Genomic DNA, 24,065 nt, shown 5'->3' with positions numbered 1-24,065 from the left:
GCCACGGCCGGCGCCCTCTCCGTGCGGCGCCCTACTTCGCGAGCCGCAGCTCCAGCGCGGCGATCGCCGCGGCCTCGCTCTGCGACGACGACTGCCCGCCGGCCGGCCCCGCCCCGGCGGTGACCGGTGCCGTCGCCTCGATCTCCGCGACGAGCCCCCGCACGCGGCCGGCGATGTCGTCCACGATCTGTTCCACCTCGGCGACGGAGCGCCCCGCCGGGTCGTCGAGCGGCCAGTCGAGGTAGCGGCGACCGGGCAGGACGGGGCACGCGTCGCCGCAGCCCATGGTCACGATGAACCCGGACGCGCGGACGAGCTCGTCCGTGAGGGGGCGGGGGAACTCCACGAGCCCGTCGAGCCCGCGCCGGGCGAGCACGGCGCGCACGACCGGGTCGGCGGTGGCGGCGGGTCGGGTCCCCGCCGTCCGCACCCGGATCCGGTCACCGACGAGCCGCCGGGTGAGCGCGGCCGCGATCTGCGACCGCCCCTGGTTGTGGACGCACACGAAGAGCACGTCGAGAGATCGGTGCGGCGCGAGGGGCGCCTTCAGCGCGGCGAGCCGGTCGGTCGCGAGCCACGCCGTGATGGCGGGCAGGTGCCCGACGCCGCCGGTCTGCGCGTCGAGCATGGTGTAGCTCTCGCGGACGAGCCGGTCGACGGTCCCCGGCCCCGCGCTGTCCGCAAACGACTCGGACAGGATCTCCGTGACCCGGCGCAAGAGGGCGGGGTGATCGTGCTCGTCGAGGGCCGGGTCGTCGGGGAAGCGCGGCTGTGCCAGCGCTGACCCGCCGAACCGGACGATGCCGCGCGGCGTGACCCGGTAGCGCGGCTCGGGCACCTCCGGCGCCACGGACGGCCCGGCCACCTCGTCGCCCGGGGCGACGCTGCCGACCAGGGCGACCAGTCCGACGTCGGACATCGCCTGCAGGTGGGAGCGTGCCACGGCGACGTCTTCGCCGGGCGCCGTGAGGTCGTCGGCGGTCGGTCGCCCGGAGGGTGCCGTGAGCACGGCGGCGAACAGGCGGAGCCGGTCCGGGTCCGCCATCGTGCGGGTCTGTGCACGACGTAGCTCGTCGGGGTTCACGATGCTCCTCGCCGATGCGGCCGGTGCGAGGGTCGCGCCGGCGTCGGCTTCAGTCGCACCATGGTGGCGGAGCGGGAGCGCTGCCGCTACCCGGCTGTCACATACCGAGACCGGGAGACTGCCCGGGCCGCCTGGGCTGCTGGGTCAGGCGGCCCGGGCGGCGTCAGGCGCGACGGGCGGCGGTCGGGTACAGCACTCCTGCGAGCAGCACGCCGAGGGCGCCGCCGACGAGCTGCGCCAGCACGAACGGCGCCACCGACTCCGGTGAGATCCCCGCGAACGTGTCCGTGAAGACGCGTCCGACGGTGACGGCAGGGTTGGCGAACGACGTGGACGACGTGAACCAGTAGGCCGCGCCGACATAGGCGCCGACAGCCGGCGCGGCCAGGTTCTCCCGGCCGGTGCGGATCAGCGTGAGGATCAGCAGCACCAGCCCGGCGGTCGCGACGACCTCCCCGAGGAGGTGACCCCCGCTCGCCCGGTCCGTGCCCGAGATCTGTGAGGGAACGCCGAACATCGCGTTCGCGAGCAGGCTCCCGCCGATCGCGCCCACCACCTGTGCCGCGACGTAGAAGCCCGCCTCGGCGAGGTGGGGTCCGGTGCCGGACGACCGGCCGAGCAGCCAGCCGGCGAGCGTGACCACCGGGTTGAGGTGTGCCCCGCTCACGGGACCGAGCACGAGGATCAGCACGGCGAGCCCGAGGCCGGTCGCGAAGCTGTTCTCCAGCAGCTGGAGCCCGGTGTCGCCGGGGGAGAGCTCCTGTGCCGCGATCCCGGAGCCGACGACGACCGCGACGAGGAGGCCCGTGCCGAGCAGCTCCGCGACTGCGCGCCGCCAGAGCCGCACGGGTGCCGCGGTCGCCGGGGCGGCGGGGCCGGTCGTCGAGGCCGTTGCCGCGTCCACCTCCGCGGCCGCGGCCGCCGTCACGCGACGGCCACGACGTCGAGCTCGGCGAGGAGGCCGCGGATCCGCTTCTCGATCTCGTCGCGGATGGGGCGCACCGCCTCGATGCCCTGACCAGCCGGGTCCTGGAGCACCCAGTCCTCGTAGCGCTTGCCGGGGTAGTACGGGCACGCGTCACCGCAGCCCATCGTGATGACGGCGTCGGACGCCTGGACGGCCTCGTTCGTGAGGATCTTGGGCTGCTCGGCGCGGATGTCGATGCCCTTCTCGAGCATCGCCTCCACCGCGACGGGGTTGATCATCTGGGCCGGCATCGAGCCTGCCGAGCGCACCTCGACGGCGCCGCCGGACAGCTCGCGCAGGAAGCCTGCGGCCATCTGGGAGCGGCCGGCGTTGTGCACGCAGACGAACAGTACGGACGGCTTGGTCTCGGTCATCGGGGTTCCTCTGGTGCGGGGTCCGGTGCGGGTGGTCGTGGTTCAGACGGGCAGCAGGTCGGCGAGCAGGGCGCGCACCCGCGCGTCGAGCTCGTCACGGATCGCGGCGACGCCGGAGGGTGAGGCGAGGGCGGGGTCGCCCACCGCCCAGTCCTCGTAGCGCTTGCCGGGCAGCACGGGGCACGCGTCGCCGCAGCCCATCGTGATGACGATGTCGGCGGCGCGGACCGCGTCGTCGGTCAGGGGCTTGGGATAGGGCACGTCGTCCGCCGAGTCCGGGTCGCCCAGCTCGGCGAGGAGGCCGCGGATGGTCGCGTGCACGTCGGCGGCGGGCGTCGATCCTGCCGACCGGACCACCACGCGGTCCCCGGCGTAGTGGTGCATCAACGCCGCCGCGAGCTGCGACCGCCCGGCGTTCGCGACGCAGACGAACAGCACCTGCGGAACGTGCTCGTCCGTCTCGCGCGCCTTCACGACGTCGACGAGCCGCTGGCGCGCGAAGTGCTCGGTGAGGGGCACGAGGTGCGTCGCGAGGCCGCCGCGCCGGGCGAGCGCCGCGTACGACTCCCGCACGACCTGCAGGCACTCCTCGAGCGTCGTGCCCGGGATGCGCTCGGCGAGGGACGTGGCCAGGCTGTCGAGCTCGTGGTCGACGTTCTTCAGGCCCGGTAGGTGGTGCTCGTCGGGTCGCAGGTCGATCGTGGCGGGCGCGAAGCGGTCGAGGAGGGTGGTGACGGCACCGCGGTAGGCGGGCTCGATCCGGTACCAGACCCAGGTGCCGCGCCGCTCCGCGGTGAGCAGCCCGACGTCCCGGAGGACCTTGAGGTGGTGGGACACCGTGGGCTGGGAGACCTCGGTCAGCGTGGCGAGGTCGCCGACGGTGGCCTCGCCACCGGAGCTGGTGGCGATCGCGGAGAGCATCCGCAGGCGCAGCGGGTCGGCCAGCGCCTTGAGGGTGCCGGCCACGGCGGTCGCGGCGTCGAGGCCGATCGCGTGGGACTCGGCGTTCGACGCGGCGAGGGAATCGCTCTGCATCGACATGTTTCTATGTTGACATCCATCGATGCAAGCGCGCAAGCGGATGCCCTGCCCGCCACGGGGCGGGCAGGGCATCCGGGTGGTCGTCAGGGCCTTCTTGGCTTCCGCCGACCTTGGTTCGCCTGGACCCTCGCGGGAGGCGCGCCTCAGGGCCTTCTTGGCTTCCGCCGACCTTGGTTCGCCTGGACCCTCGCGGGAGGCGCGCCTCAGGGCCTTCTTGGCTTCCGCCGACCTTGGTTCGCCTGGACCCTCGCGGGAGGCGCGCCTCAGGTGCAGGTGACCGCCGGCGCGGTCGACGGCGCCGGACCGTTCGCGACGAACCCGTACGTCGTCGACGCCCCTGCGCCGAGCGTGCCGTTCCAGGCCGCGTTACCGACCGTGTGCTGGGTCCCGGACGTGGTCAACGTCCCGCTCCACAGGTTGGAGATGCTCGTGCCGGCCGGCAGCGTGAACGAGGTCGACCACGCGGTGCGCGCACTCGACGACGTCACGATCACCTCGGCCTGGAACCCGCCCTGCCAGGCGTTCACGACGCGGAGCGTCGCGCTGCAGGAGCCGGTCGTCGGCGTCGGCGTAGGGGTCGGGGTGGGCGTGGGCGTGGGGGTCGGCGTCGGCGTGGGGGTCGGCGTCGGACCGCCACCCCCGAACACCGCCGCCCGGACGGAGGTCTGCGAGAACCCGTCCGTGCCGGTGATGACGCGCGTCCCCCACGAGGTCCGCTGCGCCGGGTCGAACGACGTCACCATGTCGAGGTACTCCACGCCGCCGCCGTTGCCGCTCCACGACCAGGAGAACCAGCCGATCCCCTGGGCGCGGGTGTAGGACATGATCGTGTCCTCGTCGGGGTTCCCGTCCGAGTGGTTGTGCCCGAACTCACCCACGATGATCGGCAACCCGGCGCTCGTGAACGCGTCGAGGTAGGCGCGGACCTCGGCGGCCGTGTCGTACACGCCGTACATGTGCACGGAGAAGATCGTGTTGCGGTCCGGGTCGGCGGCGAAGACCTGCGCCGCGTTGTCCCGCATGACTCCCTGCCAGTCCTGGCCCCAGGCGGGCGCGTCCACGACGATCGTGTGGTCGAAGCCCGCGGCGCGCAGACGTTGGATCGCCGAGGTGGTGTCGGCCGCCCAGCGGGCGTTGGTGGCCGCGTCGTTGCCGTAGGGCTCGTTGCCGATGTTGATCATGACGTGGTCCTCGGTGCCCTCCAGCGTGGGCAGCAGCGAGATCCAGTAGTCGGTGGCCGTGGCGAGCGTGGAGGCGCCGGCCTGCTCGCCGTACCCCGTGGTGTCGTGGTCCTCGAGCATGCAGACGAGCTGGTTGTCCCAGCACAGGTCGACGACGTTGGCGACGTCGGCCGGCCCGTTCTCGGTCCAGCGGGTGCCGTCGCTGAGCACGACGCGGACGGCGTTGGCCCCGGCGGCGGAGATGTCGGCGAAGGCGCGGGTCTGTGAGGCGTACCAGGTGTGGGCGTGGCTGGTGCCACGCAGCAGCAGGGGAGTCCCGTCCGCCTCGACGATCTTCCCGTTGCTCACGTGGATGCCGGTGGCCGCAGCCTCGGCGGGGCTGGTCGCGCCGGGCGACGCCACGAGGAGCGCCGCGACGGCGGCGGTCGCGGCAACGCCGCCCAGCGCCGCGGCGACGTCCTTCCGTGCGGGTCTGGCGAGGGTGGGTCTCATGAAACGTCCTCGTTCCCGGGTCCGCGCGGCGCCAGGCCCGTTGCCCGACGACGTCCCGCGCACCTCCGGCCGCACGCTCGCGCGCGCAGAAGGGCGGCGCAAGAGGCTTAAACGCTTAAGCCCCCTACGAGACCTGCGCCGACCGCTCGCGGCGAGCCTCGCCGTCGGGCGACGGAGCCGCCCTCTTGGGCGGGCGGACCGTCGGGACGTCGCCCACGATCGGGATCGGGTGACGGTGGAACGGGAAGCCGTAGCGGGTCACGAGGCCGGCGAGCGTCGTGATCCGGTTGCGCGGCCCGACCAGCGACATGATGTGCACGAACAGCCAGGCCAGCCACGCGGTGCCGGCCGTCAGGCGGATCTGGCCGCGGCCGCCCGGGCCGTTGACCTCGGCGATGGCAGCGCGGCGACCGATCACCGCCATCGTGCCCTTGTCGACGTAGCGCAGCGGGGCGGTCGGTCGGCCCTCAATCAGGGCGCGGATGTTGCGCGCCACCTGCTTGCCGGCCTGGATCGCCGGCTGTGCGAGCTGCTGCAGGTCCGACGGGGAGATCGCGATGTCGCCCGCCGCGAAGACACCGGGCATGCCCTCGACCTGGAGGTCGTCGCCCACGACGATCCGGCCGCCCTCGCCGAGCGGCAGGTCCCAGCCGGACACCTCCTCGTGCGGGTGCACGCCTGCCGACCACACGGTGAGGTCCGCATGGATCCGGGTGCCGTCGGTGAGGACGACGCCGTCCTCCTCCACGGCGGCCACGCCTGCGCCGAGGTGCAGCGACACCCCGCGGCGCTTGAGCTCGGCCGCCGCGTACTCGCGCAGCTTCGGCGCGAAGGCCTTGAGGATCTCCTGCCCGCGCTGGACGATCTTCACCTCGAACGCGTCGCCGTGGATCTCGGGGTAGGCGGGCGCGAGGCCCGTCGTGCGGAGCTCGGCCAGGGCGCCCGCGACCTCGACGCCCGTGGCGCCGCCGCCCACCACCACGACCCGCAGGCCGTCGTCGGTGCGGCGCGACTTGGTCGCCTTCTCCAGGCGGATGAACAGGTTGTCGCGGATCTTGAGCGCCTGCGACCGCGAGTACATCGGGAACGCGTACTCCTTGGCGCCGGGCGTGCCGAAGAAGTTCGTGGTCACGCCCGCCGCGACCACCAGGTAGTCGTAGGAGATCCACTGGTCGTTGAGGAGCCGGATCTTCTTGGCGACGTGGTCGGCGCTCACCAGGTGCTCGTGCACCACGTTGACGTTCTTCTGCCACAGGCGCAGCCCGCGCAGGAAGTACGTGACGTCGCCCGGGTTGAGGCCTCCGGTCGCCACCTGGTAGAGCAGCGGCTGGAACGTGTTGTAGACGCGGCGGTCGATGAGGGTCACCCGCACCGGCGCCTTCGCGAGGGCCTTCACGACGGCCATGCCCGCGAACCCGCCGCCCACCACGACCACGTGGGGCAGGGCGCCGTCCTCCCGGGGCAGGGAGTCGAGCTCGATGCAGAACTCGTCGTCGTTGGTCACATCGCGAGGTCCGGTGGTGGCGGTCGGCTCAGTCACGGCTGCGAGGCCTCCTGGTGCGCTTCGGATGGAGCTGTTCCGGTCTGCGCGGCGGGCCCGTCCGGTACGCGGGCGTCGACCGCGACCAGGTCCAACGATAACGGGAACCGGGCTCCACTTGCTGACCTGATGTCAGTGGTCCGCCTCACCCTGGCAGGATGGAGTCATGGGAGAGCTTGTTGCGGTCTGCCGGGTTCATCAGCTGCACGCCGACGCCGGGACGGTCGGGATCACCGCGATCGACAAGCGGCCGGTCGACGGCCGCGTCAAGGTCCTGCCGCTCGGCCTGTACGCGGACGTGCAGGCCGACCGTGCGAACCACGGCGGCACCGACCAGGCGGTCTACGCCTACGCACAGGAGGACGCGGACTTCTGGGCCGCCGAGCTCGGACATGAGGTCACGCCGGGCCTGTTCGGGGAGAACCTCCGCACGAGCGGCGTGGACGTCGACGGCGCGGTGATCGGCGAGCGGTGGTCGGTCGGCACGGCAGTGCTCGAGGTGACCCAGCCGCGCGTCCCCTGCCAGACATTCGCCCGGCGCCTCGGCGAGAAGCAGTGGGTGCTCCGATTCACGCGCGCGAACCGCACGGGCGCCTACCTGCGTGTGGTCCGCAGCGGCGAGATCGGTGCAGGCGACGCGGTCGAGGTACTGGTGCGCCCCGAGCACGGCGTCACGGTGCGCGACTGGTTCGCGGCGCGCTTCGGTCTGGCGCGCGGCAGCGCCGACCCGGGCCCGGACGATCGCGGCCTCGCCGACGTGGACGCCCTGGAGGTCCTGGCGAAGCGGCTCCTGTCGGCGCACGCGACGGGCGACATCACCCTGAGCAGCGACATGCTGCGGCGCGCCGAGCAGGCCGCGGGCCGCTCGGTCGTCGACTGAGCCGGAGGTGCAGTGCAGGGTGAGGGCCGAGGAACGAGGCACTCGCCCGGAGCGGAACCGCAGGCTCCGGCGATCGACAACGTCGACTGAGCCGGAGGTGCAGTGCAGGGTGAGGGCCGAGGAACGAGGCACTCGCCCGGAGCGGAACCGCAGGCTCCGGCGATCGACAACGTCGACTGAGCCCGAGGTGCAGTGCAGGGTGAGGGCCGAGGAACGAGGCACTCGCCCGCAGCGGAACCGCAGGCTCGGGCGATCGACAATGTCGACTGATCAGATCCGGCGCGGCTCGTTCGGCGGGAACTCGCCGTTGTCGGACCCGTCGTCGCCGCGGTGCACCAGCTCCTGGAGCCGGCGCTGCACCCGCTCGACGTCGGGAACGTCGTGCAGCACCATGCCCGGCTGGTCTGTGCCGTCCGAGACGACGAGCGTGCCGCAGCCGAAGAAGCGGTCGCTGAGCTGCTTCTCGAAGGTGACGTTGTTGATGCGGTAGAGCGGGATGTCCCGCCCCGACTGCGTGAGCACGCCGGTGCGCAGCGCGACCCGCTGGTTGGTGATCACGTACGTGGTGGTGAGCCAGCGCAGGTACGGCGGCAGCACGGCGGCGAGCAGGAGCACCACCACGACGGCGGTCACGAACCAGAGCAGCATCGCGGGCAGCCCGAGGGGCACGTTCCACACCGCCACCACGACGGCGACCAGCAGCACCAGCAGGAACACCGGGCGTAGCACCGCCTTGGGGTGGGTGCGCAGCGACATCACGACGGTCTCGCCGTCGGCGAGGTGCTCTTCCCGCATGGCCATGCGTGCATGCTGCCATGCCGCCGCAGGAATTTCGGGGACGGGTCGGGCAGTGTCTTCAGGGTTCTTACAGCTTCCGCCACCTCGGTCTGCCTGGACCCTCGCGGGAGGCGCGCGTCAGGGTTCTTACAGCTTCCGCCACCTTGGTCTGCCTGGACCCTCGCGGGAGGCGCGCGTCAGGGTTCGTACGGCTTCCGCCGCCCCGGTCTGCCTGGACCCTCGCGGGAGGCGCGCGTCAGGCGGGGCGGGCGTGGTCCGGCGGGAGGTTCCAGCCCTCCACGGTCCGCAGGTGGTGCCCGTACCCGAGCAGGGAGATCGCGGCGGTGCCGAGCTCGAACCGCGAGCCGAGCCGGGGGTCGACGTCGAGCCAGGCCGTGACGAGCACGCGCAGCAGGTGCCCGTGCGACACGACGAGCACATTCCCGCCCTGCCGCAGCGTGTCCTCGGCCCGCTGCACGACGCGCGCCGCGCGAGCCGCGACCTCGTCGAGCGTCTCGCCCTGGCGTCCGCCGCCGTGCTCGGGGGTGGGCGGCAGGATCCGCACCCCGTCCTCGAAGATGAGGAACTCGCGCCCGAGGGTCTCGCTGACCTCACGCGCGGTGCGCCCGTCGACAGGCCCGTAGTCCCACTCCGCGAGGTCCTCGTCCACGACGGCGCCCGGATGCCCGGCAAGCTCGGCGGTCCGCCGCGCCCGGCCGAGGGGGCTGGTGAGCACGGCGGCGAAGTCGTATCCGGCGAGCGTCGCACCGGCCGCGCGGGCCTGCACCTCGCCCGCTGCGGTCAGGGGGATGTCGGTGCGCCCGGTGTGCTGCCCGGACGCGCTCCACTCGGTCTCGCCGTGGCGGAGCAGGACGAGCTGGGGATCCGCGGTGGGGGTCAACGGCATGGTCCGAGCATGGCGGAGTCGCCTGGCCGGCGCCACGGGCCGGGTACAGGACGTCCCGAGGATGTCGTGGCGCCAGGCGACCATCCGGCCGCTCGTTCCTCGCGGCCTCCCGCCAGGCCCATCAAGCCTGGCGCCACAACATCCTCGGCACGTCCTCATTCGGCGCCGCCCGGCGTCCGTTGGTAGAGCGTCAGCCCACCTTGTACGCCCGGACCACCGTCTGCTTGATGGTGCTACCGGCGGCGTCCCGGGCCTCGACCTTGAGCGAGACGTGCGACGTGCCCTTCGGTGCCGCGACCTTCGCGGTGTAGGTGCCGTCACCCGTGGCGGACACCGCGGCGGCGTGCCACGTGGCGCCGTCGTCGGCGGACCACCAGAGGCGGGCCCCCTCGACCGCCGCACCGGCCGCGCCGTCGGACGCAGGGTCCGTCTGGTGCGAGACGCGGAGCGTGACCTCGGCGTTCCGGGGCGCCGTGCTGTCGAGTGTCAGGTCCTCGATCTCGTAGGCGACGTCCAGGAGCGGGAGGTAGGAGAATTCTTCCTCGGCGACGGGCGCGGCGGTGAACTCCCACTCCGTGCTCACGCCGGTGGACAACGCCCACCAGGGGGTCTCGCGCTCCCCGGCGACGGCGAGGCGGTAGTGGGCACCGCCGTCGGGCACGGCGAGCTCGACGTAGCCCTCGGCGCTCTCCCCGACGTGCTCGCCGTCCTGCCAGACGTCGAGGCGGGTTTCGGGCTCGAAGCCGAGCCACCCGTTGCCCCCGCCGTCGGACCACGCGCTCATGCCCGCGAAGAGGGTGCTGCCGGCTTGGACGACCACGCCGCCCGTGCCCAGCCGGGTGCTGAGCACCGCGCCGCCGAACCTCTCGGCGAGCCTCTCCCGGGGAAGGGGGACGACCGTCTCGCCGACGAGGAAGCCCTGCAGGTCAACGTCGTCCATGACCGCGACGTCGTGACCCCACAGGACGCCGCCGGTGCTGAGGTACTCGGTCCGCTCGGTCCCCGGCTCGACCGGGTAGCCCAGCGCGATGGCGAAGAAGTGGCCGGGCGCCCAGCCCGGCCGCACGGTGTCCAGCTGGGCCTCCGGCCCCGGGGCCGAGTACCGGACCGTCGCCACCGCGGTGTTGGACGCGTCGGCGCGGAACCTCGTGCGCTGCATGGCGGTCTCCTGGTGGAAGAGCAGGTCGTAGGTGTAGGAGGGGACTTCGCCCGCACCGACGGGCTCGGCGAGGGTGAACTGGTTGACGAAGGAGAAGGTGCCCGTCGTCACAGGTTCGGTGGGCGTGACGAAGACGGGCAGCTCGCCTTCGAGCATGATCGTGCTGCCGACGCTGTTGCCGAGCGTGTCGCCTCGCTGGTCGGTGAGGCTGACGGCCAGCTGGTCCGTCCGTCGCGGCGTGGTCACCGAGACGGGCAGCGCCTGGCGCGCGTCGAGCTCCACGGTGGTGTCGTCCGTGACCGTGAGCTCGGGCTCGAGCGCCGCGGTCGCCTCTGTGAGGCCGAGCTCCTCCCCCTCCGTCAGGAGGTAGCCCGCGACGGAGTATGTCCCGGCAGGGACGCGGACCGTGGTCTCGCTGCCCTCGAGGAAGAGGAACTCGCCGTACGCGCCGGCGTCGTCAGCGTTCATCACGGTGGCCAAGGACACGCCCGTGTGCGGCTGCCCGTCGCGACCCGTCGCCCGCAGGGTCAGGTCGAACAGTTCCGGCTCCTTGTACCAGCCGACGGCGGTGCGCACCGTTGAGCCGTCCGCGCCCGTCGCGACGAGTGCGCCGCTGTACCGGCCGAGAGCGCCCGGACCCTGGTCGACCGTGACGTCGACCGTGGCGGTGCCGCCGGCCGGGATCGTCACGGAGTCCGCGGACAGCGTGACGGCGCCCTCGAGCGGCGCGCCCTCCTGGTCGGTGACGTCGATCGAGAGCGCGAGCGTGACGTCGTCGGCCGTCGGGTTGGTGTACGTGACTGTGCCCGCGGAGACGCTCTCGTGCGGGAACGTGAACGCGCCGAGCGACAGCGAGGCGGGGTTCGTGGTGACCTGATGAGCGAGCGCGGACGGGAGGAGGATCCGCCCGGCGCCCTCGTCCCAGACCGTGCCGCCGGTGGGCTGCGCAGATCCCATGAGGACGGCCTTCAGCTCCGGGCCGGTCAGCTCGGGGCGAGCCTGCCTGAGCACGGCGGCCGCGCCCGCGACGTGCGGCGTCGCCATCGAGGTGCCGCTCGCGGCGACGTAGGAGTCGTCCACGACGTCGCCGAGCGTGGTGCCCGCGGCCCGGGCCGCGACGATGCCGTCACCGGGGGCGGTGACGTCCGGCTTGATCGCGTGGTCCCCGGCGCGCGGGCCCCGGCTCGAGAAGTCCGTGACCTGGTCCGCGTCGTCCACCGCGCCGACGGTCAGCGCTGACGACGCGGATCCGGGCGTTCCGATGGTGCCGTGCTCGGAGGCGTTGCCGGCCGCGATGACGAAGAGCGTGCCGTACTCGGCGCTGAGGGCGTCGACCGCGCGGGCTGCAGGGTCGGTGCCGTCCGTGTACTCCGAGGCGCCGAGCGACATGCTCACGATGTCCGCACCCGACGACGCGGCCCACTCCATCCCCTCGATGACCCACGACATCTCGCCGGACCCGCCGTCGTCCAGGACCTTGCCGACCAAGAGGCCGGCGTCCGGGGCGACACCCTGGTTCACCCCGTCCGACGCGTCGCCGGAGCCCGCGAGGATCGAGGCGACGTGCGAGCCGTGCCCCTGGCCGTCCACGACACTGCCCTTGCCCGTGAAGTCGCGCTCGCCCACGACGACGTCGTCCAGGTCGGGGTGCGTGGCATCGATGCCGGTGTCGAGCACGGCCACCGTGACGCCCTCGCCCGTGTACCCGGCCGCCCACGCCTCGGGCGCGCCGATCTGCGGCATGGAGTCGGCGTCGAGCGAGCGGACGGGGGCGTCGAGCCACACGCGGTCGATCGCGGGCGCCGTGCCCGCGGCCGCCGGCGCCTCCAGCGCCGCCAGCAGCTTCGTCGCCCGGCCCTTCGGCAGGCCGTCCGCGACCGCGCCGACCGACTCCAGTGTCCGGTCCGGCGAGAGGCCCGCCGCGGCCCAGTCGGCCTTGCCGCCGGAGCCCCCGGCCCGGGCGCCGTCGGCGACGCTGCCGGACGGCGTCCCGGCCGACTGGACGATGACGGGCAGGGTGGACCGCGAGGCGTCGTCGTACCCGGCCGCGACGAGCCCGGTCACGTCGAACAGCGCCCGGTCGAGCCGCGTGGGGACGAGGTCTGCCACGTCGAGGGGCACCACGTACAGGTGGTCGCCGTCGGTGTACTGCTGGAACGCGATTCCCTCGCGGCCCGGCCCCCGGAGAACCGCGACCGCCGTCCGCCCGTCCGCCTGCTCGGTGACCGTGACCCGGTCGCCGGTCAGCAACGTGACGGTCGCGGTCGTCGCCGTCGTCCTGGTCGCCGTGTGGCCGGGCGCGGGCTCCTGGCCCGTGTCCGGCGCCGCGACGGCGCTCCACGTCCCTCCGCCCAGCACGATCGCTGTGGCGATCGCTGCTGCAGCACCTGCTCTGGTGCGCATCGGTTCATCCCTTCGTCGGGGTGCGAGCGGCATGTGCCGCCAATCGCCTCCACGAGCACCGGGCGTGAAACGTTCCATCACGTTTGTGATTCGCCCGTCCAGAACGTGGCGAGTGCCGGGAATCCTGGCGTTGCGCCCGTGGTTGGCTTCCCCGTGAGCGAAACCCTGAAGGTCGACATCTGGTCCGACGTCGCGTGCCCCTGGTGCTACATCGGCAAGCGCCGCTTCGAGTCCGCGCTGGAGCAGATCGCGGAACGCGACGGCTCGGCGCCGAAGGTCGAGATCGAATACCACTCGTTCGAGCTCTCGCCGGACACGCCGGTCGACTTCGAGGGCACCGTCACCGACTTCCTCGCCGGCCACAAGCGCATCCCGCTCGCGCAGGCACGGCAGATGCAGGACCACGTGGCGGCGCTCGCTGCCGCGGAGGGCGTGGAGTTCCGTACCGACGACGTCCGCCACACCAAGACCCTCAAGGCGCACGAGCTGCTGCACCACGCCAAGGCGCACGGCAAGCAGTACGAGATGAAGGAGCGGCTGCTCAAGGCGTACTTCACGGACGGCCGCCACGTCGGTCACGCCGAGGAGCTCGCCGACCTCGCCGCCGAGGTGGGTCTCGACCGGGACGAGGTGCTCGCGGCGCTGGAGGACGGCCGGTACGCCGACGACGTCGCCGCGGACATCGCGCAGGCGCGTGCCTACGGGATCAACGGCGTGCCGTTCTTCGTCCTGGACGAGAAGTACGGGATCTCGGGGGCGCAGGACCCGGCTCTCTTCGTGCAGGCGCTGGACCAGGCGCTCGCGGAGCGTGCCGCGGTCTGAGCGAGGGTGGCCTGCCGGGCGAAATGCCCGAGTGGGACACATCTCACATCTTGATCCGTGGACTTTGCGACGGGGTATCACGGAAACTTGCAGACCATCCACAGCGTTGTGGCTTCTACGAGCATCGCAGCCGAGACCGTTACCCCCGGAGGAGGGCACCATGACGGACGTCCATGAGAGCCAGTACCGCTCGATCGCCAACCCCCGCCGGACCCAGCTGGTGAGCATGAGCGCCGCGGAGGCCGCCGCGCCTCACGCGGACGTGCCGCACCTGAAGCTGGTCGGCGAGGACGGCCCGGCGTGCGTCGACGGGGTGTGCGCGATCCCCGACTGAGCCGTAGGTGCAGCGCAGGGTGAGGGCCGAGGAACGAGGTCTCTCGCCCGGAGAACCGCAGGCTCAGGCGACAGACAGTACCGACCGACGCCCCGGCGACATGGAGTGCGAAGGCGGGTGCCCGGCGTCGGGCACCCGCCTTCTGCTTGCCCCGGTCACGCGTGCACGGGTGTCATACCTCCCGATTCACCCAAGGCCGTCTACCCTCGGAAGGGGCATCCGTAACTCTAGGGGGAGTGTGACGTGATGAGATCTTTTCGAACTGTTGGTGTAGCGGGGGTGGTCGCGCTCGCGGCGGCGGGTCTCGCCGCCTGCGGCGGCGGGGCTGAGAACGGCGCGGAGGGCGACGGCACCCTCACCGTCTGGACGCTCGAGGACAACCCGGACCGCGTCGCGATCCTCGAGGACATCGCGGCCGACTTCGGCGCCGACGCCGGCGTCGAGACCGAGGTCGTCCCGGTCGACGCGGCCCAGTTCAACGCGCTGCTCGTCTCGTCGGCGGCGTCGGGCGACCTGCCGGACGTGATGGCCGCGCTCGGCCTCGACGGCGTCGGCGCGATGGCGGCGAACGAGCTGCTGGACACCGAGGCGCCCCGGGAGATCGTCGACGGGCTGGGCGCGGAGACCTTCAACCCCGCCGCGCTCGATCTGGCGACGGTGGACGACACGCTCCTGGCCGTCCCCAGCGACTCCTACCCGACGGTCCTGTTCTACCGCACGGACCTCTTCGAGGCGGCGGGCCTGGACGCACCGACGGACTACGACAGCATCATGGCGGCGGCCGAGTCCCTGCAGGGCACGGACGTCACGCCGTTCGCCGGCTTCACGACGGAACAGGGTGACTTCCAGGGCCTCGCGCTCGCGAACGGCTGCGAGCTCGTCCAGGAGGACGGCACGGTCACGCTCGACTCCCCTGAGTGCGTCGAGTCGTTCGGCTACTACGACGAGCTCATCACGGAGCACTCGTTCGCCGGCGAGCAGGACTGGGACGCGGTGCGCGCCGCGTACCTCTCGGGCCAGACGGCGATGGCGATGTACTCCTCCTACCTGCTCGACGAGCTCGCCGGGCAGCACGAGAACTTCGTGCCCAGCTGCACCGAGTGCGCCGCGGACCCTGCCTATCTCGCGAAGAACACGGGCGTGGTCGCGGACATCGGCGGGGCCGACGGCGAGGTCCGGGGCCAGTTCCGCATGCAGAGCGACTGGGCGATCACGGTCACGGCAGACCCCGAGGCCGCCGACTTCGTCACGTACGCGATGAGCGACCGCTACCTCGACGTGCTGTCGATGGCGCCCGAGGGCAAGGTCCCGGACCGCCTCGGCACCGCCGAGAACCCGACGGAGTACATCGACGGGTGGTCGCAGCTCCCGATCGGCACGGTCAAGCAGCAGACCCTCGCCGACTTCTACCCGCCCGAGGTCCTCGACGCGCTCACGGACCCGCAGGGCGACGTCCTGTGGTGGGCGGTCCGGCAGGGCCACGCCGAGCTCCTCGGCGCGATGCTCGGCGAGCTGCCGGTGGAGAACGCGATGAACGACATGCTCACCGACGCGGTCACGCCCGAGGAGGCGGCACAGCAGGCCGCGGACCAGGTCCGCGAGATCCAGGAGTCGCTGGGGTGAGGCTCCAGGCGGCTGTCCGACGTCGGCCGCCCACCCGGGTGCGCACCCCGCCTCGCGGGCCGCTCGCCCGGGCGGACGCCCGCGCCGGTGTCGGGCTGGTGCTGCCGAGCGTCGTGGTCGTGCTGGTGCTCGTCGTGGCGCCGATCCTGTGGTCGCTGGTCCTGGCGTTCAAGGACCTGCGGCTCGTCGAGATCGCGCGGGCGCCGCTGTTCGGCGACTTCACGCTCGACTCGATCGTCGAGGTGGTCACCTCGCCGCGCCTGTGGGAGTCGCTCGGCGCGACGTTCGCGTACTCGGTGATCGGAACGGCGGGGGCGGTCGCCGTCGGTCTCGTGGCGGCGCTGGCGCTGCGCCGTCCCTTCCGGGGGCGCGGCCTGGTGCGGGCGCTGCTGCTCCTGCCCTACGTCGCACCGATCGTGGCGACGACCTTCGCCTGGCGCACCCTGCTCAACCCGCAGTACGGGCTCGTCAACGCGTGGGGCCAGGCGTTGCTCGGCTGGGAGCGGCCGGTGTCGTTCCTGACCCAGCGGTCCGCCCCGGTGGGGATCTTCGGGCTTGAGCTCACCGTGCCGGTCGCCCTGACGACAGTGATCGCGTTCGAGATGTGGCGCACCTTCCCGTTCGCGTTCCTGTTCCTCACCGCGCGGCTCGAGGCGATGCCGGCGGACATCGAGGAGGCGGCCCGCGTGGACGGCGCCACGCCGACGCAGTCCTTCCGGTACATCGTGTGGCCGCAGCTCCTGCCGATCGTCGCGGTGCTGACCGTGCTGCGGTTCATCTGGACGTTCAACAACTTCGACGACGTGTACCTGCTGACCGAGGGCCGGGCGGGCACGCAGGTCGTGAGCGTCGGCGTCTACACGGCGCTCGTCGGGCGCGGCGACATCGGCGCGGCGTCTGCGCAGGCCTTGCTGCTGGCGCTGATCCTCGCGGTGCTGATCACCGTCTATCTGAGGCTCGTCGGACGGCGCGGAGGAGAGTCATGAGCGAGACCACGTCTCATCTGGCGAGACCGCAGCGGGTGAATCGAGAATTCACCCGCTGGTCTCGCAACGACCTCGAGCTGCGCGCCCTCGGGGTGCTCCGGCGGGTCGTGATCGGGGCCCTGCTCCTCGTCGCCGTGTTCCCGTTCCTGTACGTCGGGGTGCTCTCGACGCGCGACATCGCCTCGCTCCAGAGGGACCCGGCGCGCTTCTGGCCCAACCTCGACGAGGTGCGGCTCGACGCCTACGTCGACGTCCTGCTCCCCTACGAGAGGGGCGGACAGGACTTCGCGAACCTCATGCTGAACAGTGCCCTGATCGCGGTCTCGACGGTCGCGGTGACGCTCCTCGTGGCGGTGCCGGCGTCGTACGCGGTGAGCCGGCTGGAGTTCCTCGGACGGCGCCAGATCAGTGCCCTTTTCCTTGCCGTGTACCTGTTTCCGGGAATCCTTCTCGCCGTCCCGCTCTTCGTGGCATTCACCCGGATGGGCCTCCGCGGGAATATTGCGGTGCTCGTTGTGGTTTACGTCTCACAGACAGTTGCGGTCGCGATCTTCATGCTGCGGAACTATTTTCGAACCGTGCCGGTCGCGCTGGAGGAGGCGGCAGCCCTTGATGGCCTGGGCCGGCTCGGCATCATCAGACGCATCACCCTGCCACTGTCCTTGCCGGCGATCGTCTCGAACGCGCTGTTCGTGTTCATGATCGCGTGGAACGAGTTCCTGTTCGCCCTCCTGTTCCTCGTGGAGGACCGGGACGTGTGGACCGTGTCGCTCGGCCTGGCGCAGCTGACCAACGCGCTGGAGACGCCACCGGCGACTCTCATGGCAGGGTCGATTGTGCTGACGGTGCCGGTGGTGGCAATCTTCTTCGCCTCGGAGAGGTTTCTCGCCGGCGGCCTCACCTCCGGTGCGGAGAAGGGCTGACCCACCACGCACCGACAACGAAAATGTCTACCAGGGGACCCCACGAATGAATACCGAATCGTTTCGACACTTCACCGACGGACGCGTGCCCGACGCAGGCATCGCACGTCTGTTCAGCGTCGAGAACCGATTCCAGGCGCGCCTCGACGTGGAGGCCGCACTCGCACAGGCTGAGGCCGAGGTCGGGTTGATCCCCGTCCCGGCCGGCGAGGCGATCGCCGCCGCCGCCCAGCTCGACAAGCTCGACCTCGCCCGGGTGGCAGCCGCGACCGCCGCGGCCAGCCACCCGCTCGTGCCGCTCATCGAGGAGTTCGCCCGGGTTGTGGGCCGAGAGCACGGTGGCTGGGTCCACTGGGGCGCCACGACGCAGAACATCACGCAGACGGCGGACATGCTGGTGCTTCGTGACGCGCACCGGGAGATCAAGCGGCTCCTCGCGCAGGTGCTGCGGGCGATGTCCAAGCAGGCCGACTCCGCGGCCGCGATCCCGATGGCCGGCCGCACGCACAGCCAGCACGCCGTGCCGATCACGTTCGGCTTCAAGGTGGCCGTCTGGATCGACGAGACGACGGCGCACGTCGACCGGCTCGAGCGCCTCGAGGACCGGCTGTTCCGCGTCCTGATGGGCGGCGCGGTCGGCACGTTCGCGTCGTTCGGCCCGGCGGGCCGCGACGTGGAGCGCGGCGTCGCCGAGCGCCTTGGCCTGAAGGAGATGCCGGTCCCGTCTCGCGCGATCAACGACGGCATCGTCGAGCTCGTGCTCGTCCTCGGGCTCCTGGCCGGCACCGCCGGCAAGATCGGCAAGGACATCTACTCGCTCATGCAGCCGGAGTTCGGTGAGGCGTTCGAGCCCATCCCGTACGGCACGGTCGGCAGCTCGACCATGCCGCACAAGCGCAACCCGCAGCTCGCCCTCGACGTCATCTCCTCCAGCGCCCAGCTCCGGGCGCTCGCCGGTCCGGCCCTCGAGTCGATGCTGCACGACCACGAGGCCAACGGCGCGATGACGGCCCTCCTGGAGGACGTCGTCGCGCAGGCTTCGGTCATGGCCGGCGACATCCTCACGCGGCTCGTCGTGATCCTCGACGGCCTCGAGCTGGACGAGCAGCGCATGCGCGCGAACCTCGCCCTGTCCGAGGGCCTCATCGGGTCAGAGTCGCTGATGATGGAGCTCGGCGAGCGCATCGGCCGGCAGAAGGCGCACGAGATCGTGTTCGACGTGGCGCAGGAGTCGGCCCGTCGCGACGCTCCGTTCCTCGACCTGCTCGTCGCGGACGAGGTCGTCGCCGCCCACTTCAGCGAGGCAGAGATCCGCCGCCTCCTCGACCCGACCCACTACCTCGGGGAGAGCATCGCCATCGCGACGGCCATGGCGCAGCATGCCCGCGCCGTCGCGGACCGCCTGCAGATCCCCGCGGTGGCTCCGGCCCGCCGCCCCGCCCCGGTGCCCGACGCCGCACGCGTCGCCGTGGCCGCCGACGTCCCCGTCCCGGTGGAACCGGCCGGCGCCGACCTGGTCGCCGCGACCGAGGTGGCGGACGAGAAGGTGCTGCTCTCGGCGTAGCTCAGTCGTGTTGTCGTTCGCCTGAGCCTGCGGTTCCGCTGCGGGCGGGTGCCTCGTTCCTCGGCCCCCACCCTGCGCTGCACCTCCGGCTCAGTCGACATTGTCGATCGCCTGAGCCTGCGGTTCCGCTGCGGGCGGGTGCCTCGTTCCTCGGCCCCCACCCTGCGCTGCACCTCCGGCTCAGTCGAAGAGCGTCGCCGACTCCCATGCCGCGACACCCGCCCCCGCCGCCCGGGCCGAGCCCGAGCGAGCGGGGGTTTCGCGTTCCGGCCGCACGGCGCCGGGCGCCTTGGGTTCGAGGTCCCCGACCAGGACGTCGTCGACGTCGCCGCGGCCCGCGGCCCACTCCCGGGCGGCGAAGCCCGCCAGCTGGTCGGCGCGCTCGTTGAACGGGTTGCCGACGTGCCCCCTGACCCAGTGGAACCGGACCGGTCCCTCGCGCCCGGCGATCGCGCGGTCGATGGACTGGACGAGCTCGAGGTTCTTGACCGGCTCGCCCGAGGCGGTGCGCCAGCCCTTGCGCTTCCATCCCGCGACCCACTCCGACGCGCAACGGATGGCGTACTGGGAGTCGGACTCGATCAACAGCGGGTCGGCGCCCGGGTGCGCCTCGATGGCGCGCAGCAGCGCCGTGAGCTCGGCGATCTGGTTGGTGCCAGAGAAGGCCCCGCCCGAGTCGAACCGACCGCCGTCGTGGTTGATCCACGCCCAGCCGATCGCGCCGCCCGGGTTGCGCAGGCACGATCCGTCGGTGCTGACAATGATCACGGCGTCCATTGTGCATCCCGTGACAGCCTGTTCGGACACACGAAACCCGCGGAGCGGCGCCAGTTGGGATCATGACGGCATGGCAGCGACCCCACTCACCCCCGCGCAGCGCGCCGCCGGTCAGCACCCGGCCCGGCGCCGCACGCCCCGGGACGTGCGTCGTTGGCGCCGGTACCTGGCCGACGAGCGGGCCGAGGCAGCGACCTACCGCGACCTCGCGAGCCGTCGCACGGGAGAGGAGCGGGAGATCCTGCTGGCGCTCGCGGAGGCGGAGAAGAGGCACGAGCGGCACTGGCTCGACCTCCTGGGCGACGACGCCGGCCGGCCGCTCCGAGGCGACCCGCGGACCCTGGCCCTCGGCTGGCTGGCCCGCCGGTTCGGAGGCGTGTTCGTTCTTGCGCTCGCGCAGCGCGCCGAGGCGCGCTCGGCCTACGGGACCGACGCCGACGCCACCGCGACGATGGCGGCGGACGAGCAGATCCACGAGGAGGTCGTGCGCGGGCTCGCGACGCGGGGTCGCAACCGTCTCTCGGGCACGTTCCGCGCCGCGGTCTTCGGGGCGAACGACGGCCTCGTGTCCAACCTCGCGCTGGTGCTCGGCATCGGCGCGTCGGGGGCGTCGAGCACCGTCGTCCTGCTCACGGGGCTCGCGGGCCTGCTGTCGGGGGCGCTGTCGATGGGGGCCGGCGAGTACGTGTCGGTCCGGTCGCAGCGGGAGCTCGTCGAGGCGTCGACACCGTCGGCGGACGCCGACGCAGCCCTCCCGCACCTGGACGTCGACGCCAACGAGCTCGCGCTCGTGTACCGGGCGCGCGGCCTGTCCGCGCCGGAGGCGCAGGCGCACGCGGACGAGGTGCTCGGGAGGTTCGCGGCGCACGGAGCCGCGGAGTCGCCGGAGGGCACCCTGGAGGACCGCGCAGGCACGGCCTACGAGCCCGACGACCACGAGACGCTCGGCACGGCGTGGGGCGCGGCATGGTCGAGCTTCTGCTTCTTCGCCTCGGGTGCCCTGGTGCCCGTGCTCCCCTACCTGCTCGGGCTCGAAGGGGGCGCGGCGGTCGCCGTCGCCGCAGTCCTGGTCGGCGTCGCGCTGTGCGTCACGGGGGCCATCGTGGGCCTCCTGTCGGGCGCGTCGCCATTGACGCGGGCCGTGCGCCAGCTCGCCATCGGCTTCGGCGCGGCGGCCGTCACGTACGCCCTCGGACTGGCTTTCGGCGCAACCGTCTGAGGTCGGTTCCGGCGTCATTCGCTGCCTGACGACGATGCCGCCCTCGGACTTTGTCCCTTTCGCGGTGTTCCGAATGGTGGCCTTGTGTTCACAGAGTGGAACGAATCCGGGACAGTGCGACGTGTCGCGGGTGAAATCCCGTGCGCCACCCGCAGGTCAGCACGTTTTCGCGGCGCGGACTGCTTTTCACCTGTTGCGTGTCGTAGCGGCGCGGCGCAGATTGGGTCCTGTCCTACGTGACGTTTCAGAAGGAGCAAGGCAATGACGAGCGACGCGGACCGTGCGCAGGGGGCTTCTCGCCTCCGACGCTGGGTCCTGCGCGCTCTCGGCGCCTCGGCCCTGACGGCCTGCGGTCTCGCGGGCGGCGTCGGGCTCGCGTCCTCTGCCTCCGCGCTCGGCGGCGTCGACGACCTGTTGGGCGACACGGCGGGCGCGGTGACCCAGGTGGTCGACGCCGTGGTGGAGCCGGCCGTGGAGCCGGTTGAGCCGGCCGCCGCGCCGGTTGAGCCGGTCGTGGAGCAGGCGACCACGTTCGCGGCGGTAACCAAGAAGCCACTCGCGGACGCCGCGAAGCCCGTGGCGGACGCCGCGAAGCCCGTGGCTGAAGCCGTAGAGCCCGTGACGGAGGCCGTCAAGCCTCTGGCCGACGTGGCGGAGGCCGTCAAGCCTCTGACCGACGTGACGGAGGCCGTCAAGCCCTTGGCCGACGTGGCGATGCCGGTGACCGAGGCCGTGAAGCCCGTCGCAGAAGCCGCAAGCCCTGTGACTGACGTCGTCGGCGGGGTGGCGGCGCCGGTCGTCGACGCCGTGGAGCCTGTGACCCGCCCGGTGCTGGACACCGCCGGTGTCGTCCTCCCCGGGCTCGACCCGATCCTTCGCCCCGTCGGGAACGCCCTGGCCCCTGTCGTCGAGCCGTTGGTCCCGATCCTGGCCGATGTCGAGCTCGACGTGCCGGCTCTGCCGGACCTGCCCGGGCTCACGGGTGACGACGGCATCCTGACGGGCGGCGGCGTGTTCGGCGGCTTCTTCGTCGGCCTGCTGGGTCCGACAACCACGTCGGTGCACATGGCGGCCTTCGTGCTCGCCGCGGAGGGCTCTGTCTTCCGGTTCCTGGCCACCGCGGTCGTCCGGGCTCTTGTCGCGACCGTCGACAGAGTCACGCCCACCGGTGGTGGCGTCCAGACGCTCGCCCTGGGCGGCGGCGGCGCCGAGCTTGCCTCTGGAACGAGCGGAGCGGGCTCCGGTGCCGGTGGCTCGCCATTGCGCTCCGCCGAGAGCGAGATTGCCGTGCTCGCGTTCCTCGCGCTGGTAGTCCTTCGCTCCTGGATGCTCGCCTCCGCGGACACGCGGACGGCGCACCCTCGCACCTTCCACGAGGTCCCCGTCGCTCCTGCCTGACGGGATCGGGTCGCGCCCCTGAGGCGCGTCACGCAGCCGACCGCATCCGCCGTCGGCAACCCGTAGCAAGGCAGGAGAGTCCCATGTACCCATTGGTCCGACGCGCGCTCCAGACAGCGCTCGTCACAGGCGGCCTGGTGGCCGCCGGGGCCTCAGTGGCCCACGCGGCAGAGGCAGAAGTCACGGCCACGGTCGAGACCGTGGTCGATGAAGGAGGCGTCGTGGACGACCTCGTGGAGGACAGCTCGACGGTCGGCACCGTCGTCGGCGAGGGTGGCCTCGTGGACGACGTCGTCGGCCCGGACACGCCGACGGCCGGTGTCACCGACGGGCTCGTCGGGGCCCTCGAGGATGACGTCGCCGCCGTCATCGACGACCTTGGTGGCGAGGCACCCGTCGACGACACGCTCGAGAACGTCGCCGGTGAGAACGGGCTGGTCGACGACGTGCTGGAGGACGGCACACCCGTCTCCGACACGGTCGACGCGGTCGTGGCCGAGGACGGCCTGGTGGACGACGTGGTCGGGTCCGACGAGCCGACCGACGGCGTGACGGACGGCGTCGGCGACGCCCTGACGGACGACGTCGAGACCGCGGTCGACGACCTGCTGAACAGCGACACGCCGGTGGCCGACACCGTCGAGAACGTCGCCGGTGAGAACGGGCTGGTCGACGACGTCGTCGAGGACGACCCCGCCCTGGACGCGTCGCCGGTCGACGACGCGGTGGACGGCGTGCTGCCCGACGGCGGCCTGGTGGACGACGTGGTCGGGCCGGACGCGCCGACGGACGGCGTCACCGACGGCGTTGCCGACGCACTGGTGCAGGACGTGGCCGGTGACTCCGGCGTCACCGAGGATCTCGCCGCGGGCGACGTGACGGCCGTGGTCGAGGACGTCGTCGCCGAGCAGGGTGTGCTGGACGACGCCCTCGAGGACGGGACGCCGACGGCCGATCTCGTCGACGGGGTGGCCGGCGAGGACGGCACCGTCGACGACGTCGTCGGTGGGGACGAGCCCACCGAGGGCGTGACGGACGGCGTCGTGGACGCCGTCGTGGAGGACGTCGAGCAGATGCTCGGCGACGCGTCAGCGTTCCCTTCCCGGACTCTCGTGGGCGGGATCGTCGGTGCGGACGGCCTGCTGGACGACCTCTTCGAGGACTCGGCGCCGGGGACGGACCCCGGAACCGACCCCGGAACCGACCCGGGTACCAGCCCGGGCACTGACCCCGGGTCCGACCCGGGCACCGGCACGGCCGGCGGTAACCCGTCGTTCGTGACCAACCCCGTCAGCAGTGGCGGCCCCGTCCTCGGCCTCGCGGCCGGACGGACGGGCGTGACCGTGGCGGGCCTGCCCGCCGTGATGGCCATGACCGGCGCCGTGGGGGCGGCACCGGTCATGGCGATCGCGGTACTGCTGCTGGGCCTCGGCCTGGCGGCATTCCGGCTGCGTCGTCGGTGGTGCCGCGTGTGAGCGCGGTACGACCCGACGCCGCCTGACGTAGGGCGCGGCGCGGTCCCGGGAAACCGCTGGGGGGTGGCCCGAGACCTGCACCGCAACCTGCGCCAGAAGGAGCTCCGGGCGCCGAGGCACCTCTGGGGGGTGCCTCGGC

The 24,065-nt window shown here is 72.3% G+C and carries 20 protein-coding genes; 10 read left to right on the top strand and 10 right to left on the bottom strand.

Annotation, left to right across the window (positions count from 1 at the left end; all coding sequences use genetic code 11):
• Positions 1-31: 31 nt before the first annotated feature.
• From L1785_RS23165 to L1785_RS04975, 6 genes are all read right to left on the bottom strand, one after another.
• Positions 32-1,084 carry an arsenate-mycothiol transferase ArsC gene (locus L1785_RS23165; protein ID WP_236088104.1) on the bottom strand — a complete coding sequence of 351 codons (1,053 nt, stop codon included), beginning with the start codon at positions 1,082-1,084 and terminating at the stop codon, positions 32-34.
• A 163-nt stretch (positions 1,085-1,247) separates the two neighbouring features.
• A complete protein-coding gene (locus L1785_RS04995) occupies positions 1,248-1,931 on the bottom strand; it encodes an MIP/aquaporin family protein (protein WP_236088208.1) in 684 nt (227 codons plus the stop codon).
• A gap of 77 nt (positions 1,932-2,008) precedes the next feature.
• A complete protein-coding gene (locus tag L1785_RS04990) occupies positions 2,009-2,425 on the bottom strand; it encodes an arsenate reductase ArsC (RefSeq protein WP_236088103.1) in 417 nt (138 codons plus the stop codon).
• A gap of 42 nt (positions 2,426-2,467) precedes the next feature.
• The gene (locus tag L1785_RS04985) at positions 2,468-3,460 is read right to left on the bottom strand and encodes a metalloregulator ArsR/SmtB family transcription factor (RefSeq protein ID WP_236088102.1); all 993 of its coding nucleotides are present in this window, start codon (positions 3,458-3,460) and stop codon (positions 2,468-2,470) included.
• Positions 3,461-3,729: 269 nt separating this feature from the next.
• A complete protein-coding gene (locus L1785_RS04980) occupies positions 3,730-5,139 on the bottom strand; it encodes a cellulase family glycosylhydrolase (protein WP_236088101.1) in 1,410 nt (469 codons plus the stop codon).
• Between the two features lie 124 nt (positions 5,140-5,263).
• Positions 5,264-6,679 (bottom strand): NAD(P)/FAD-dependent oxidoreductase, encoded by a 1,416-nt coding sequence (locus L1785_RS04975; RefSeq protein ID WP_236088100.1) that lies wholly within the window; start codon positions 6,677-6,679, stop codon positions 5,264-5,266.
• 166 nt (positions 6,680-6,845) lie between these two features.
• Between L1785_RS04975 and L1785_RS04970 the strand changes: the two genes are divergently transcribed.
• Positions 6,846-7,559: an MOSC domain-containing protein gene (locus tag L1785_RS04970; protein WP_236088099.1), complete on the top strand. Its 714-nt coding sequence runs from the start codon at positions 6,846-6,848 to the stop codon at positions 7,557-7,559.
• A 270-nt stretch (positions 7,560-7,829) separates the two neighbouring features.
• Here the strand turns inward: L1785_RS04970 and L1785_RS04965 are convergent, their stop codons facing one another.
• From L1785_RS04965 to L1785_RS04955, 3 genes are all read right to left on the bottom strand, one after another.
• Positions 7,830-8,360: a PH domain-containing protein gene (locus tag L1785_RS04965; protein ID WP_236088098.1), complete on the bottom strand. Its 531-nt coding sequence runs from the start codon at positions 8,358-8,360 to the stop codon at positions 7,830-7,832.
• A gap of 232 nt (positions 8,361-8,592) precedes the next feature.
• On the bottom strand, positions 8,593-9,243 hold the full coding sequence (locus tag L1785_RS04960; protein ID WP_236088097.1) for a histidine phosphatase family protein: 651 nt from the start codon (positions 9,241-9,243) through the stop codon (positions 8,593-8,595).
• A gap of 190 nt (positions 9,244-9,433) precedes the next feature.
• On the bottom strand, positions 9,434-12,805 hold the full coding sequence (locus L1785_RS04955; RefSeq protein WP_236088096.1) for a S8 family serine peptidase: 3,372 nt from the start codon (positions 12,803-12,805) through the stop codon (positions 9,434-9,436).
• Positions 12,806-12,958: 153 nt separating this feature from the next.
• On the opposite strand from L1785_RS04955, the gene L1785_RS04950 reads away from it, so the two are divergent.
• From L1785_RS04950 to L1785_RS04925, 6 genes are all read left to right on the top strand, one after another.
• Positions 12,959-13,627 (top strand): DsbA family oxidoreductase, encoded by a 669-nt coding sequence (locus L1785_RS04950; RefSeq protein ID WP_236088095.1) that lies wholly within the window; start codon positions 12,959-12,961, stop codon positions 13,625-13,627.
• Between the two features lie 160 nt (positions 13,628-13,787).
• Positions 13,788-13,961: a hypothetical protein gene (locus L1785_RS04945; RefSeq protein WP_236088094.1), complete on the top strand. Its 174-nt coding sequence runs from the start codon at positions 13,788-13,790 to the stop codon at positions 13,959-13,961.
• A 246-nt stretch (positions 13,962-14,207) separates the two neighbouring features.
• On the top strand, positions 14,208-15,584 hold the full coding sequence (locus tag L1785_RS04940) for an ABC transporter substrate-binding protein (RefSeq protein ID WP_236088093.1): 1,377 nt from the start codon (positions 14,208-14,210) through the stop codon (positions 15,582-15,584).
• Positions 15,581-16,570: a carbohydrate ABC transporter permease gene (locus L1785_RS23160; protein WP_236088092.1), complete on the top strand. Its 990-nt coding sequence runs from the start codon at positions 15,581-15,583 to the stop codon at positions 16,568-16,570. Before L1785_RS04940 ends, L1785_RS23160 begins: the two co-directional genes overlap by 4 nt.
• Positions 16,567-17,493: a carbohydrate ABC transporter permease gene (locus L1785_RS04930; protein WP_236088091.1), complete on the top strand. Its 927-nt coding sequence runs from the start codon at positions 16,567-16,569 to the stop codon at positions 17,491-17,493. The genes L1785_RS23160 and L1785_RS04930 overlap by 4 nt, the downstream gene beginning before the upstream one ends.
• A gap of 85 nt (positions 17,494-17,578) precedes the next feature.
• On the top strand, positions 17,579-19,057 hold the full coding sequence (locus L1785_RS04925) for a class-II fumarase/aspartase family protein (RefSeq protein WP_236088090.1): 1,479 nt from the start codon (positions 17,579-17,581) through the stop codon (positions 19,055-19,057).
• Positions 19,058-19,237: 180 nt separating this feature from the next.
• Here the strand turns inward: L1785_RS04925 and L1785_RS04920 are convergent, their stop codons facing one another.
• Positions 19,238-19,834: a ribonuclease H family protein gene (locus L1785_RS04920; protein WP_236088089.1), complete on the bottom strand. Its 597-nt coding sequence runs from the start codon at positions 19,832-19,834 to the stop codon at positions 19,238-19,240.
• A 70-nt stretch (positions 19,835-19,904) separates the two neighbouring features.
• Between L1785_RS04920 and L1785_RS04915 the strand changes: the two genes are divergently transcribed.
• The 3 genes from L1785_RS04915 (at position 19,905) to L1785_RS04905 (ending at position 23,926) form a co-directional block, all read left to right on the top strand.
• Positions 19,905-21,053, top strand: a complete 1,149-nt coding sequence (locus L1785_RS04915; RefSeq protein ID WP_236088088.1) for a VIT1/CCC1 transporter family protein — start codon at positions 19,905-19,907, stop codon at positions 21,051-21,053.
• A 261-nt stretch (positions 21,054-21,314) separates the two neighbouring features.
• Complete coding sequence (locus L1785_RS22720; protein WP_268914861.1) at positions 21,315-22,451, top strand: hypothetical protein; 1,137 nt, start codon at positions 21,315-21,317, stop codon at positions 22,449-22,451.
• A gap of 83 nt (positions 22,452-22,534) precedes the next feature.
• Complete coding sequence (locus L1785_RS04905) at positions 22,535-23,926, top strand: hypothetical protein (RefSeq protein WP_236088087.1); 1,392 nt, start codon at positions 22,535-22,537, stop codon at positions 23,924-23,926.
• Positions 23,927-24,065: the final 139 nt, after the last annotated feature.

It is taken from the genome of Antribacter soli (assembly GCF_021568775.1).
GTDB lineage: Bacteria > Actinomycetota > Actinomycetes > Actinomycetales > Cellulomonadaceae > Antribacter > Antribacter soli.
This window is presented reverse-complemented; position numbering and strand designations above follow the sequence as displayed.

Bases quoted from the DNA above. Each gene is read 5' to 3' on its own strand.
- L1785_RS04990 (WP_236088103.1), bottom strand. From the start codon at position 2,425: ATGACCGAGACCAAGCCGTCCGTACTGTTCGTCTGCGTGCACAACGCC.
- L1785_RS04985 (WP_236088102.1), bottom strand. From the start codon at position 3,460: ATGCAGAGCGATTCCCTCGCCGCGTCGAACGCCGAGTCCCACGCGATC.
- L1785_RS04980 (WP_236088101.1), bottom strand. From the start codon at position 5,139: ATGAGACCCACCCTCGCCAGACCCGCACGGAAGGACGTCGCCGCGGCG.
- L1785_RS04970 (WP_236088099.1), top strand. From the start codon at position 6,846: ATGGGAGAGCTTGTTGCGGTCTGCCGGGTTCATCAGCTGCACGCCGAC.
- L1785_RS04965 (WP_236088098.1), bottom strand. From the start codon at position 8,360: ATGGCCATGCGGGAAGAGCACCTCGCCGACGGCGAGACCGTCGTGATG.
- L1785_RS04960 (WP_236088097.1), bottom strand. From the start codon at position 9,243: ATGCCGTTGACCCCCACCGCGGATCCCCAGCTCGTCCTGCTCCGCCAC.
- L1785_RS04955 (WP_236088096.1), bottom strand. From the start codon at position 12,805: ATGCGCACCAGAGCAGGTGCTGCAGCAGCGATCGCCACAGCGATCGTG.
- L1785_RS04945 (WP_236088094.1), top strand. From the start codon at position 13,788: ATGACGGACGTCCATGAGAGCCAGTACCGCTCGATCGCCAACCCCCGC.
- L1785_RS04940 (WP_236088093.1), top strand. From the start codon at position 14,208: ATGAGATCTTTTCGAACTGTTGGTGTAGCGGGGGTGGTCGCGCTCGCG.
- L1785_RS04930 (WP_236088091.1), top strand. From the start codon at position 16,567: ATGAGCGAGACCACGTCTCATCTGGCGAGACCGCAGCGGGTGAATCGA.
- L1785_RS04920 (WP_236088089.1), bottom strand. From the start codon at position 19,834: ATGGACGCCGTGATCATTGTCAGCACCGACGGATCGTGCCTGCGCAAC.
- L1785_RS04915 (WP_236088088.1), top strand. From the start codon at position 19,905: ATGGCAGCGACCCCACTCACCCCCGCGCAGCGCGCCGCCGGTCAGCAC.
- L1785_RS22720 (WP_268914861.1), top strand. From the start codon at position 21,315: ATGACGAGCGACGCGGACCGTGCGCAGGGGGCTTCTCGCCTCCGACGC.
- L1785_RS04905 (WP_236088087.1), top strand. From the start codon at position 22,535: ATGTACCCATTGGTCCGACGCGCGCTCCAGACAGCGCTCGTCACAGGC.